6 protein-coding genes are annotated in these 13,184 nt (G+C 71.6%); 2 read left to right on the top strand and 4 right to left on the bottom strand.

Translation table 11 applies throughout. From position 1 onward, the window contains the following. Positions 1 to 221: 221 nt before the first annotated feature. On the top strand, positions 222 to 2,816 hold the full coding sequence (locus tag ElP_RS30145) for an ATP-binding protein (protein ID WP_145276566.1): 2,595 nt from the start codon (positions 222 to 224) through the stop codon (positions 2,814 to 2,816). Between the two features lie 45 nt (positions 2,817 to 2,861). Here ElP_RS30145 and ElP_RS30140 read toward each other — a convergent pair whose 3' ends face one another. The 4 genes from ElP_RS30140 to ElP_RS30125 form a co-directional block, all read right to left on the bottom strand. Then, the gene (locus ElP_RS30140) at positions 2,862 to 4,256 is read right to left on the bottom strand and encodes a serine/threonine-protein kinase (RefSeq protein WP_197446495.1); all 1,395 of its coding nucleotides are present in this window, start codon (positions 4,254 to 4,256) and stop codon (positions 2,862 to 2,864) included. A gap of 158 nt (positions 4,257 to 4,414) precedes the next feature. Continuing rightward, positions 4,415 to 5,761, bottom strand: coding sequence for a spherulation-specific family 4 protein (locus ElP_RS30135; RefSeq protein WP_145276562.1), 1,347 nt, complete (start codon positions 5,759 to 5,761; stop codon positions 4,415 to 4,417). 383 nt (positions 5,762 to 6,144) lie between these two features. Then, complete coding sequence (locus ElP_RS30130; RefSeq protein WP_145276560.1) at positions 6,145 to 7,506, bottom strand: spherulation-specific family 4 protein; 1,362 nt, start codon at positions 7,504 to 7,506, stop codon at positions 6,145 to 6,147. Positions 7,507 to 8,369: 863 nt separating this feature from the next. Next, complete coding sequence (locus ElP_RS30125; protein WP_145276558.1) at positions 8,370 to 9,899, bottom strand: hypothetical protein; 1,530 nt, start codon at positions 9,897 to 9,899, stop codon at positions 8,370 to 8,372. Positions 9,900 to 10,203: 304 nt separating this feature from the next. Between ElP_RS30125 and ElP_RS30120 the strand changes: the two genes are divergently transcribed. After that, a complete protein-coding gene (locus tag ElP_RS30120) occupies positions 10,204 to 13,173 on the top strand; it encodes a PQQ-dependent sugar dehydrogenase (protein ID WP_145276556.1) in 2,970 nt (989 codons plus the stop codon). Positions 13,174 to 13,184 lie beyond the last annotated feature (11 nt).

The following is a 13,184-nucleotide window of genomic DNA, read 5'->3' as shown; positions in this document are numbered from 1 at the left end:
CGGGGGATTCTCCGGGAGAGGGAAACAATGTCGAAGAGTTGCTAATATGGACCGTGTCGGGATCGGTTACTCGCTAGCCCTCGGCCTTGATTCATGCAATGATTCGTGGGGGTCGGTCCGACGGCCCGACGACTCGGGCTGAAACGTGTCTCGGCGGGTCGATCGTCACCGGAGTCCCCGATCGTCGCTGGCCTCGCATCCGCGGGTGAGGTCGAATCGCCATGTCTCAACTCCTCCAGGCTGGGCCTTCGTTGACGATGGTCGAAGGGCCGATGGCCGGGCTCTCCTACGGGCTTCGGCGCCCCTCCGCCGTCGTGGGGAGGGATCCCAGGTGTGACGTCGTCCTGCCGTTCGCCTCCGTGTCGCGCCGTCATGCCCGCATCAGCCGCCGGGATGACGGCTTCGTCCTGGAGGACCTGGGCAGCACCGGCGGCACCCTCCTCAACGGCGAGGCGATCCTCGGCCCTTCCCCGTTGCGGGACGGCGACCGGATCGGCGTCGGCGGCTTCCTCCTCTCGTTCTCGGGCCCTCAGGTCGTGCCGAATCCCTGGATCCCGGGCACCCCGGCCATCCTGAGCGAGCGGGAGACGACCGAGACCGGCGAGATGGCCCTCATCGGCGTGCAGGCCGAGCAGAAGCTGGCGGCGATCCTGGAGATTTCTCGGGGCCTCGCGGGTGCCCTCGACCTGGGGGACGTGCTGGAGAAGGCCCTGGACGCCCTCTTCTCCGTGTTCCCGGCCGCCGAGCGTGGCCTCGTCCTGCTGGAGGGGGGCGGGGGAGGGGGGATCGCCCCGACGGCCTTCAAGCTCCGGGATGGCGCGCAGGTCGCGCCGGCCGTGAGCCGGACGATCATGGAGTACGTGCTGTCCAAGGGCAGGGCGATCCTCAGCGTGGACGTGACGACGGACGACCGGTTCGTCGACAGCAAGAGCGCGGCGGAGGCACGGATCCGGACACTGATGTGCGCCCCCCTCCGCGACTCCGAGCGTCGCCCGGTCGGCATCCTGCAACTCGACACGAGCGACCCGCACGCCCGCTTCACCGGCGACGACCTCGACCTGCTGGTGGCGGTCGCGGGCCAGGTCACGCTGGCGGTGAACAACGCCCGCCTGCTCGAGCGGTTGCACGAGGAGCACCGACGGCTCGTCTTCCTGGCCGAGGTGGGGGATCGCCTGGGGGCCTCGCTCGACGTCGAGGAGATGCTCCGGGGCGTGGCCGAGCTCTCGGTGCCCCGCCTGGCCGACCTCTGCCTGGTCGACCTGCTCGATCGAGACGGCGCGATCCGGAGGGTGGCGGCGGTGCACGCCGATCCGGCGAAGCATTCCATGGCGGCCGAGCTCCTGCGCCGCGACCCGCCCGACCAGGCCGGCGCGGACCCCGTGGCGGTCGCCCTCCGCAGTGGCCGGGTGGAAAGCGGCGGGCTGGCCGATGCCGGGGGGGCAGGGGCGTCGAGGCCGGGCGGCGGGGGTCGGTCGTCCCCCCTCGGGATGGGGATCGGTTCGTGGGTGTGCGTCCCCCTGGTGGCCCGGGGGAGGACCCTCGGCGTCGTGTCGTTCGTCGTCGGGGAGGGGCGCCACCCCCTCGGCCCGGACGACCGGCTCGCGGCGGAGCTGATGTCCCGGAGGGTGGCGCTGGCGGTCGACAACGCCCGGCTGTACCAGGAGGCCGAGGCGGCCAGCCGGGCGAAGGACCGATTCCTCGCGGTCCTCTCGCACGAGCTGCGCACTCCACTTACGCCGATCCTGCTGGCCGCCTCGGCGATGCTGGAGGAGGACGAGGCCCCGACGCGGTCGACGCTGGAGATGATCCGGCGGAACGTGGCGCTGGAGGTGCGGCTCATCGACGACCTGCTGGACGTCGTCCGCATCGGCCGGGGCGAGCTGGATCTCAAGATGGAGGTCGTCGACGTCCACGATGTGCTGGGGAGGGCGGCGGAGATCTGCCGGGAGGAGGTCTCCGCGTCGGGCCTGGCCGTCGAGTTCGAGCTGGCCGCCGCCTCGCACCACGTGCGGGCCGACCCCGCCCGGCTGCTCCAGGTGGCCTGGAACCTGGTCTGCAACGCGACCAAGTTCACCCCCCCCGGCGGGACGCTGACGATCCGCTCGAGCGACGGGCCGCCGGCCGAGGCGGGGCGGCCCCCCGTGACCCTCGTCGTCGAGTTCCGTGACACGGGGCCCGGGATCGAGCCGGCCTTGCTTCGGCGCATCTTCGAGCCCTTCGAGCAGGGGAGCCCGGGGCTGCGTGGGCGGGCCGCCGGGATGGGGCTCGGGCTGGCCATCAGCCGGGCGATCGTCGAGGCCCACGGGGGTCGCCTCACGGCCCAGAGCGGGGGTCGCGGGCAGGGCACGACATTCCGCATCGAACTTTCCCCGGTCCCGTTCCCGGGTCGGGCCGAGGGAAGTACGTCGACGGCACCTCGGCCCGGACCCGGGGGGGTGGGGATGAGGCTCCTCCTCGTGGAGGACAACGGGGACACCCTCCGATTCCTCTCGATGGCCCTGAGGAGGAGGGATTTCGACGTGGTGGAGGCGGGCAGCCTGGCGGAGGCGAGGGCCGCTCTGGCCCGATCGCGGTTCGACCTGCTGCTGAGCGACATCGAACTCCCCGACGGCACCGGCCTGGAGCTGATGCGTGAGGCGATCGCGGCCGGCACCACGGCGGGCCTCGCCATGAGCGGCTACGGCTCCGACGAGGACGTGCAGCAAAGCCGGGCCGCGGGCTTCGCCGAGCACCTGACCAAGCCCGTGGACCTCCGGACCCTGGAAGAGGCGATCCGGCGGGTCGCCCGACCGGACGGCCGGACGGGGCCGGCCTGACGGCGGTCCCCGGGGCGTCGGGCCCTGGGGACCGCGTCACGGCACCTATCGCCGTCCGCCGATCCGCCGACCCAGCCCCGCGGCGAACCGCCGGACGAATCGGGAGAGGGATCCCGGGATCATCGCGAGGGGACGCTGCGCCTTCGCCTCGGCCCGACGGGCCCCGATCCGTCCTCCCGGGCCGATCGGGGGGGGGCCGCCCGGCGAGCCCCCCGCCGTGGCGGTCCCCGCCTCGACGTAGATCACGGGGAAGACCTCCGGGGTGGCCGGATGGGCCACGGGGGCACTCGGTTTTTCGTCGAGCTCCGGCTCGGGATCGGATTCGAGCCACTGGACGATGAAGGCCTCGACGGTCTCGGGGGACGACGCCGACGTCCTGGCCCCCCCCATCGAGACCATCCGACCGAGGGTGGCCGATCCCGAGGCGAACGGCTCGAGGGCCGAGGCGACGTCGGCGGGCCGGGCGTACCGGGCCTCGGGCGCCTTGTGCATCATCCGGCGGATGACCGCGTCGAGCGCCGGCGAGCAGGAGGGCGCCAGGTCCGAGAGCGGGGCGGGCTCGGTGAGTCGATGGGCGACCAGCTTTTCGGGCAGCGTGGGGGCGGGGAACGGGACCTGCCCGGCGATCATGTGATAGAGGCTGCACCCCAGCGAGTAGAGGTCGCTCTGGATGCCGATCCCCCGCGAATTGCTGGCCTGCTCGGGCGACAGGTAGTCGAACGTGCCGATCGTCGAGCCCTCGCGGGTGAGGCGTTCCGCGTCGTCCAAGTCGATCGCCAGGCCGAGGTCCGCCAGCTTGACGGTGCCTCCCCGGTCGACGAGCATGTTCGAGGGGGTCACGTCCCGGTGCAGCGTCCCCTTGAGGTTCAGGTACTCCAGGCCGAGGGCCACTTGCAGGCCAACCTCCGCCGCGGCCCCCGGGGGGAGTGCCCCGTGCCCTTCGATGAGCCGGGACACGCTCTCGCCGTCGACGTACTCCATGACGAGGAAGCGGGCCCCGGCCGCGTCCCCGAAGTCGAAGACCCGGATCAGGTGCTCGTCCTGGAGCTGGCCGGCGATCCTCGCCTCCCGGTCGAAGCGGGCCATCGCCCGGGGGTTCCTGCCCTGCTCGCCGGAGAGGACCTTCATCGCGACCTTGCGATCCAGCGTGGTGTCGCGGGCCAGGTAGACGTCCCCCATCCCCCCGCTGCCGATCGGCCTGAGCAATTCGTATTTGCCGATCCTCAGGACCTTCCAGCGACCGAGTAGGAGCTGCTGGGCCTGCCAGGGCGTGATCCTCCCGATCGCGACCGCCTGGCGGGCGAGGCGGCGATCCAGCCCCCTGGGGGTCAGGCGCTCCGGGGCGATCCCCTCGAGGCAGTACGCGAGCCCGTCGGCGTCCAGCATCCCGCTGCGGATCGCCGCCTGCCAGAACTTCGAAAGCTCCGGATTGACCACCATGGGGCGCATCTTGCCCGAAACGGGATACGAGTGGGGGGATCGCCCCGTCATCCGGGGTGGCCGACGGCATCCGGCCCCAACCGGCCCCCGGGGGCGGCGCGAGGGTCACCCGCACCCAACCGAGGCCAGCCTCCAATTATGGCCGATTCCCTCCCCGTTCACAGGCCCTCCCGCGGAGGTCCGGCGTTGACCGCCTCGACGGCGTCCACCAACTCGGCCCAGTAAGGTGGCAGGCTCCTCCACGGGTTGGGCATGACGCCGTCGGTGACGAAGAGGTACCCGATCCCCTTCTCGCCGGCCTGCCGGATGGCGTCTTCCATCGCCTCCGCCGTCTTCACGGCATACGGCACGGCCGCGAACCGCCCGGGGGGGTAGCGAAACCTCCAGAGGGGGAGTTCGAATTCGTCGAAACCGTGGGAGTTCTCGAACACGATGGCGATGTCGGCGGCCCCGGACTCGAAGTAGCCTTCGGCGCAGGCCGTCCCGGGATTCGTGACGACGATCGCGCCGTCGATCGACCGCCTCACGTAATCGCTCAGGTCGGCGTAGAAGTCCTCATTCTGGCCTTCGCTGGATTGTGCATCCAGGAAAATGCCCTGGATCTCGGGATAGAATCGGACCCAACGATCGATGTCGGCCTCGATCTCCGGGCGGGGGCGGGTCGCGAACGCGGTGTTCACGTACCCGATCATCGTGAGCCCGGCGGTGGCGGTGCCCCCGCGCACGATGTCGGCGTAGTCCCGGTTGGGCAACTCACCGGGCCCGCTCGCGGGGTTGACGACCGCGACGATCGGGACCCGCCTCGCCGAGGTGAGCAGGCGTTTCCAGTCGTCCAGCCCTGAGGCGGCGGGGAAGAAATAGGCGGGGACCAGGATTTTCAAGGGGGCCTGGGGCCCCTGATCGATCGGGCTGGGGGGGGGCCAGGCGTCCACCTCCCGGCGCCCCTCTCCACCCTCCCTCGGGGCGACGGGGGGGGAGCCGGGGTCGTCATTCTCGAGGGGACCGGCCCATCGAGACCCGAGGAGGACGCCGGCCGCCAACAGGAGGACCGCGGCCCCGGCCGATGCGAGCCGCCGACCCCGCTCCTCCGGCTTGTCGGCGGGAGGGGTTTCCGTCGTGCTCGCGGCCGTCGTCTGCCCCGCGGTCCCCCGGGCGTCGGGCTGCTCCCGAGCGTGGATCGGCTGTGCTGGCCCGCCCTGCGCCTTGAGGGCCGGGCCGGGCGTGTGCATCGACTGGGGAGGGAGGATCACCGTGGTCTCGCCGGCCGACTCCGAGGGGCCCACCACGTCGCCGCAGATCGGGCACCTGGAGAGCTTCCCGGGTTGCCAGGCGGAGGACCAGAAGATCTCCCCGCAACTGCACGTCGCGGGGGTCATGTCCGCCCGGACCGTCTCGAATGGCGGGACGTCCAGGGAGAGGCCGCACGATGGGCAGGGGGTCGAGTTCCCCGCGAGTCGATCCCTGACCCAGAATTCTCCCTTGCAGGAGCAGGTCATCGATAGCATCGCATGTCCCCCCGAAGGCCTGCCGCCGAGTGGCGACCCGGCCCGCCGCCCGTCGGCACATGATATCCGATGGAGTCGAGAACGTCCCGCGAGTCGGCCGGACCGGGGCGGCCCCCGGACCGGACGCGGCCTCGGGGTCGAGACAGCCGACGCCCCACGGCCTGCAAGGGGGGCGTCGGCGTGGCTCGACGGTCATCCGGGGTGAGGGGGAGGGGCGTGATCGGGGCGAGGAGGGCCACGACCCTCGACCACCCCCCGGGGGAGACGCCGCGCGCGTGCCGAGGGCGACGAGGCCTCGACGCCCGACACGCGAGGTGGAGCGACCCGCCGGGGGCGACCCGGCTCGGACGGCCCAGCATGGCACTACACGCGGGGCGTTCGCGTCACTCCGAGGAGTTGAACTCCCGGATGGCCTCGACCTCCTCGTCCCAATACGCCGGCAGGGTGTCCCAGGGGTTGGAGAGGATGTCATCGGTCAGGAAGATGTAGCCGGCATTGTCCTCGATCGCCTTGTCGAGCGCGTCCTCCATGTCGTCGGCGGTCGGCACGTCGTAGACCAAATTCGCGAACCGCCTGGGCCGGTATTGCAGGAACCAGGGGTCCAGGCCGTCGTACGGCGCCTCGGTCGGATAGGCGTCGAAGTTGGCCCCCATGCGCTCGAGCCTGATGTTGTCGAACTGGTGTTCGACCCCGGCCGGGCCGGATTCCTGCTGCCAGGTGACCGAGGTCAGGTTCGTGAAGCCCGAGAAGGAGAAGGTGTCGAACGCCTGCGTGCCGATGGGGGCCTGGACGGTGAAGGCCTGCTGGACCGTCCCGCCGCCGGCCCGCTGCCCGGTGAAGGTCAGCGTGACGGGGTCGTTGCCCTCGTTCCAGATGAAGTAGCGGGCCACGTCGATCGACCTCAGCGAGAACGGCTGCAAGTCGAGGCGGTTGAGCGTGATCGTCGCCTCGGTACTCGCGCCGATGGCGTTCGAGCCCGCGTAGAACCCCCCCGAGCCCGCCTCCCGGGCGTAGTAGGTCGAGAGGAAGCCGTTCGGGGCCACCGCGGACACCTGGAACTCCTGGCCCGGATCCTGATAGAGGCCCGGGGCGAAGGCCCCGCCCGGCGGGATCGGGAGTTCCTCGAAATCGATCACGACTTCCGGATTGGACAGCGGCCCCTCGAAGATGACCAGCGTGTCGGTCGCATCCAGGTAGGCCTCGGCCTCCGGGAACGGCACCCCCACATTCCCGACGACGCGGAGCTTGTGTCCAACGGCAAATTGGTACAATTTGATGAGGCAGTAGACGGACTCGTAGTCCAGGGTGCCGAGTTGATCGCCCATCTCGTCGAGGAAGATGCCGTCGACGTCATACCAGATGAGATAGGCCTGGATCTCGAACATCACGTCCCCGATCGGCCGGGAGCCGTAGCCCGTGGGGACGTAGCCGATGACCTTCCCCCCCGCCGCCTGGAGGTCGGCGACGGCCTGGAGGTAGTCGGGGTTTGGCGCGTTGCCGGGGCCACTGGCCGGGTTCATGATGGCCTCGATCGGGATCTGCGAGGCCGCCTGATTGAGGTCGTCCCAGGGGGACCCCACCCACCAGGTGGGGTAGAAGTAAGCCGGGACGAGGACCTTGACCTTCTCGGTGGCCCGGGGGAGTTCCCCGGCCTCGGCCGCGGGGAGTGCCGCGATCGTCAGCAACGTCGCGGCCGGGATGAGGACGCGGGAGAGGACGGCCAATCCCTGCTTCGATCGGCTCATCGGTGGAGTCTCCAGGGGCGGGAGTGATGGGGCCGGGGGCCGTGGGCGCGACCACCGGGGGGCGGGGAGTGGGTGACGGACCGTGGGAACGTCCCTCTCGGCGGGCCGCTTCGATCTCGGCGAAGGCGACGCAGAGGGGCTCAAGCGCTACGAGGAGGCGTCGACGCCTCGGGCTGGACTCGCGATCGTGTCGGCGCGACCTTGCGCCCGGAGGACCTGCCGGAGTGCCCGGCCCCCGATCCCTGGGGACGGCATGCACGGCGGTTGCTATTGTAAGCTGTCGAAAGAAAATAACAAAGCGGGATTCGGGCGAATCCCCTCGACAATTTCGCTGACCGGGAGGCATCCACGCCCCGGATGCCCGTGGGGACCTGCCGGGCGAGGCGGCCGGCCTGGGCCCGGTTCGTCGACCGCCGGACGGGGGGAGGGGGATGCCCGGCCGGTCGCCCAGGGACGGAGGCGAGGAATGGCCCCCGGGGGCGGGCCGAGCGGGGATCGATCGCCCTCCGGCGTCCGTCCGGTCGCGGGCGTCGGCCCGAGTCGGGACGGATCATCGTCGAGCCCGGGGTCATCGCACGCCCCTCCCCGGGCGAGTCGACGGGCCCGCATCGTCGCCGATTGCCGGGGCTGTGCGGTGTGGGCGCGGCCGATGCCGAGGTGTTGGGCGGGTCCTCCGAGGCGCGTTCGCGATCCAGCACCGGCCCCGGGGGCCGCTGCTCCCCGCGGATCGGCCGGTGGCCGTGAGGATGTCATCGCGTCGCCGCGCGAGGGGCGATGGGGGTGATTCGGCCCATCCCCCACCCCCATCCCCTCCCGGCGAAGATCAAGGCATAAGGGCCGGTCACCCCCTGGGTATTCGGCCTTCACGCGCGGAGGGCCGCCCGGGTCCGCTCGACCAGGCCGTTGTCCTCGTCCCCGGACGCCGGCAGGAGGAACAGGCTGCTGGCCAGGTAGCGGTCGCGCCAGGCCGGCGAGGCGTGGTCGTAGTCCTCCAACGCCGCCGAGCTGTACTTGTAGTCATGCGAGTCGTTCCCCTTGAGGAACACCAGTCGCCGGGCCGCGTCGATGAGATCCCGGGGGTCCTGGCCCGCCTGGAGGTAGGCCAGCGCCTTGCGGGCGGCCGCCGTCCGATCGCGGCCGGCCTCGGCGAAGATCTCCTCGATCGCCCCGGCCCCGCCCTCGGCGGTCGACTCCGGCTCCAGGATGTCGATCCGGAGGTCGCGGACCTCGCCCCTTCGCGTCATCTCCTCGTGGAACATCGGCAGGAACGCGGCATTCTGGAGCATCAGGAGCCGCCGCGTTTCGTCGTCGTGGCTGGCCTGGTAGGCGAAGTGCAGCGCGTTCGTCGAGGTGGCGGCGTGCAGCGAGGCGATCCCGGGCTGCCGCATGATCAGCTCCCCGGCGCCGCCGAGCAGCGCGTCCCAGATCGACTGCGGCGCCACCCCGCGGTTCAGGAGATCCACGACCGCCTCGGGGGCATCCTCCTCGGTGCCGGACCGCAGCACGTCCAGCAGTTCGGCCGTCGCCCCGGGGTCCGGGTCGCCGCCGCGCCAGTCCTCACGGATCCGCCCCGCCCGCTCCTGGTTCTGCCGCCAGGGGCGGTCGGCCGGGGCGTCTCGCTCGGCGGGGTTGCCGTCCTCGTGCATCAGCAGGGCGTACGCGAGCGATCGCAGAACCGGCTCGGCGTGCTGGTAGCCGATGCACTGCAGGGTGCGGTAGCTGTTGGCCACGAAGATCGCCTTGTGGCCGATCGAGCGGAAGTCGCGGGCGCCAAGGCGGAAGAACAGCTCGTAGGTCTCGTTCAAGCCCGCCGTGCGGGCCAGCGATGCGACGGCGGCGTCGGCGGCCGGCTCGTCCCAGCGCCCCATCGCCCCGAGGAACGCCTCCCGGGCCTTGCGCGCCGGGGGGACGGCCGACTCGTCGACCGGGGCCATCGTCCAGCCTCGTTCCCGATCGTCCTCGGCCTGCGACGACTTGAAGTAGTCCAGCGCCCAGAAGATCGGCAGCCAGCGGTCGGAGTCCGGGGAGCCGAGGCTGGCCAGGTGGGCCGAATTGACCACCAGCACCGCGTGGAACTTGTGGCCGACGCTCGGCCTCGGCTCGACGTTGCGCACGCCGGCCAGCAGCAGCGCCGCCAGGACCTCGCGGTAGCCGGTCCCCTGCCGGAGCCGGCCGGCGACCTCCTCCAGCAACCGATCGCGAGGGGCCTGCTCGATGAGTCGGACCAGCGGCTCGATCTCGGGTCGGAGGCGGACGACGTCCGGGTCGAGGCGGGCCTCCTCGGCCGAGACCGGCCGGAGGCGGGAGAGGAAGGCCAGGTCGCCCAGTCCCGCCAGGGCGCCTCCCGTCGCGGCCGATCGCAGGAACCGACGTCGATCCAGTGGAAAGGACATGATCGATCCTCCCTGGCTCGGGGAGCGGGTGATGCGTCGTGCCCCCGATTATTACGCGCCGGGACCGGCGATGTAAGCTCGTCCCCGATCCCGCACGAACTTCGAGCCCGCCGGCCTCGGGCTGCGCGACTCCGGACTCAGTCCCGCGACGGACGCCCCGTCCCGACACGGAGGGGGCATCATGTCCTCACGCATTTCGGTTGGGATTGCGACGGGAGGCCGCATGATTCGCCATCGGGGCGCGAGCGGATACAATGCTCCCCGCTCGTGACCGTCCCCGACGGGGTCCGCGCTCGGAGTGGAAATGATGCCGCCATCGTCGTTCCGGATCATGCTCCGCCTCACGACCATCGCGCCCCTGCTGCTCGCGGCGGGGCACATCGCGTGGCGAGGATCGGCCGAGGGCAAAGGGGCCGGCCCCGGTGCCGAAGGGGAGGGGAGCCCGGGCCGGACGCCCTGGACGACCTCCCGGGTCTCGGGTTCGCCCGACCCGCCGCCGCCATTCGCCGTCGTGCGCGCGTTCCCGGGCCTGAAATTCGAGCACCCGTTGCTCATCGCCCGGGTCCCCGGGAGCGACCGGTTCGTCGTCGGGGAGCAATCCGGCGTCCTGCATTCGTTCGCCGACGGGCCGGACGCCAGGGCCGAGCCCTTCGCGGACCTCCCCGGGGAACTCGAGACGGTCCACCTCCTCGACGGGGCGGAGGGGGTCGAGGCGGTCTACGGGTTGGCCTTCCACCCGGACTTCGAGCGGAACCGGCACTGCTTCGTCAGCTATACCCTGAGGGGCTCCGACCCCCGGCGGCCGAACCTCCCGGACGGGACCCGCGTGTCCCGGTTCGAGGTCACCCGGACCGATCCCCCCCGGATCGACCCCTCCACCGAGGTGATCATCCTCTCCTTCCTCCAGGGGGGCCACAACGGCGGGGATCTCCGGTTCGGCCCGGACGGCATGCTCTACATCTCCTCGGGAGACGCGGCGAGCCCGAACCCCCCGGACCCGTTCAACACGGGCCAGGACATCTCCGACCTGCTCTCGTCCATCCTGCGGATCGACGTGGACCGGACGGCCGAGGGGAAGAACTACGCCATCCCCGCGGACAATCCGTTCGTCGCCGTCGAGGGGGCGCGGCCGGAGGTCTGGGCGTACGGCCTGCGGAACCCCTGGCGGATGAGCTTCGACCGAGAGACCGGCGAGCTGTTCGTCGGGGACGTGGGCTGGGAGCTCTGGGAGTCGGTCCATCGGGTCGAGAAGGGCGGCAACTACGGCTGGTCGGCGATGGAGGGGCCCCAGCCGATCAAGTCGGGGCAGGTCGGGCCGACGCCGATCCACCCGCCCCTGATCGAGCTGCCGCACTCGATCGCCTGCAGCGTCACCGGCGGCCTGGTCTACCGGGGCGGGCGGTTCCCGGAGCTGCGCGGGGCGTACGTCTTCGGCGACTGGGAGACGCGGCGGCTCTGGGCCGCCCGCTTCGACGGGGACCGCACGACCGAGATGACCGAGATCGCCCGCCCGTCGGTGCGGTTCGTCGCCTTCTGCGAGGACCGGGAGGGGGAGCTCTACTTCCTCGACCAGGAGGAGGGCACCGTCCACACCCTGGAACGGGACGAGGGCGCCGCCGGGGCCGCCGACTTCCCGACGACGCTCTCGGAGACCGGGCTCTTCGCCTCGGTCGAGGACCACGAGCCGGCCGAGGGGGTGGTCCCCTACGACGTGAACAGCCCCCAGTGGCTGGACGGGGCGACGGCGGAGCGCTGGGTCGCCTTCCCCGGCGATTCCTCCGCGACGTTCTACGAGGACGGCAAGCCGATCCCCGGCCTGGTCTCCTGGCACTCCTTCCGCATGCACTTCCCGAAGGACGCGGTGCTGGTGCGGACCCTCTCGCTGGGGGGGAGGCGGCTGGAGACGCAGCTTCTGCACTATGACGGCGTGGACTGGCGGGCCTACACCTTCGCGTGGCGATCGGACCAGTCCGACGCCGACCTGGTGCCCTCCGAGGGGGGCGAGCTGGAATTGCCCGGCGAGGGGCCCGGTCGCGTGTGGCAGTTCCCGAGTCGAAGCCAGTGCATGTCGTGCCACAGCAACCAGTCGGACTACGCGCTCGCGTTCCTCCCCGAGCAGTTGAATCGGCCGGGGCACGATGGGCGGAATCAGCTCGTGGCGCTCACCGAGGCGGGGCTCATCCGGCGGGCAGACGACGAGGACGGCACGCTGCCGCCGTTCGACGACGAGTCGGCCGCGTCCGAGCCGAGGCTCGCCGACCCGACGGACGAGGGCCAGCCGATCGAGGCGAGGGCCCTCTCCTACCTGCACGCCAACTGCGGCCACTGCCATTCCGAACACGGCGGCGGGGCGGTCCCGCTCCGCCTGAAGTCACCCACCCCGGTCGACGGGATGAACGCCGTCGGCATCCCTCCCACCCGGGGCGACTTCGGCCTGCCGGACGCCCGGATCATCGCGCCCGGCGACCCGTACGCGAGCACCCTGTACTTCCGGATGGCCAAGTTCGGCCGCGACCGGATGCCGCACATCGGCTCCGAGCGGCCCCACGAGCAGGGCCTGGACCTCGTCGCCCGTTGGATCACCCAGCTGGGCTCGAGTGAGGGAGGGGAGGGCGGGAGCCCGGGCGGCGACGCGCCGGGTCGGGATCTCGCACGCCCCTCGGACGCGATGCGACTGGCCCGGGAGGTCGGCCGGGGAGAGCTGGCCCCCCCCGATCGGGACGCGGTGATGTCCGAGGCGGCGGGGCTCCCCGCCGGCCCGATCCGGGAGCTGTTCGAGGGTTATCTGCCGTCGAAGGGCGGGGCCGGCAGGACGCTCGGCTCCGTCGCCCGGCCCCGAGCCGTACTGTCGCTCGACGGCGACCCGGCCCGGGGGGAGGAGCTGTTCTGGTCGCAGCCGGTCCAGTGCGGCACGTGCCACCGCATCGGGGACCGGGGCACCCCGGTCGGGCCGGACCTGTCGAACATCGGGGCGATTCGTTCTCGGGAGGACCTGCTGGACAGCCTCCTGGAGCCGTCGCGCCGGATCGAGCCGAAATTCGCCTCCTATGCGGCGGCCACGACGGACGGCCGCTTCGTGACCGGCCTGCTGGTCGATCGCGACGAACACGCCGTCGTCCTGAGGGACGGCCAGGGCAAGCAGGTCGTCCTCCCGGCCGACGAGGTGGAGGAACTCCGCCCCTCGCTGGTCTCGTTGATGCCCGACGGCCAGCTGGCCGACCTGACCGCCCAGCAGGCGGCCGACCTGCTCGCCTATCTCGAGTCGCTCCGATGATCGGCGGCCGG

The sequence above is a fragment of the Tautonia plasticadhaerens genome, from assembly GCF_007752535.1.
Lineage (GTDB): Bacteria > Planctomycetota > Planctomycetia > Isosphaerales > Isosphaeraceae > Tautonia > Tautonia plasticadhaerens.
Note: the sequence above shows the minus strand (reverse complement) of the source record. Positions and strands in the feature narration are given on the sequence as shown.

What these genes read in the sequence shown, in the direction of transcription:
- ElP_RS30140 (WP_197446495.1), bottom strand. Translation starts at nt 4,256, where the DNA reads ATGGTGGTCAATCCGGAGCTTTCGAAGTTCTGGCAGGCGGCGATCCGC.
- ElP_RS30120 (WP_145276556.1), top strand. Translation starts at nt 10,204, where the DNA reads ATGATGCCGCCATCGTCGTTCCGGATCATGCTCCGCCTCACGACCATC.
- ElP_RS30135 (WP_145276562.1), bottom strand. Translation starts at nt 5,761, where the DNA reads ATGCTATCGATGACCTGCTCCTGCAAGGGAGAATTCTGGGTCAGGGAT.
- ElP_RS30145 (WP_145276566.1), top strand. Translation starts at nt 222, where the DNA reads ATGTCTCAACTCCTCCAGGCTGGGCCTTCGTTGACGATGGTCGAAGGG.
- ElP_RS30125 (WP_145276558.1), bottom strand. Translation starts at nt 9,899, where the DNA reads ATGTCCTTTCCACTGGATCGACGTCGGTTCCTGCGATCGGCCGCGACG.
- ElP_RS30130 (WP_145276560.1), bottom strand. Translation starts at nt 7,506, where the DNA reads ATGAGCCGATCGAAGCAGGGATTGGCCGTCCTCTCCCGCGTCCTCATC.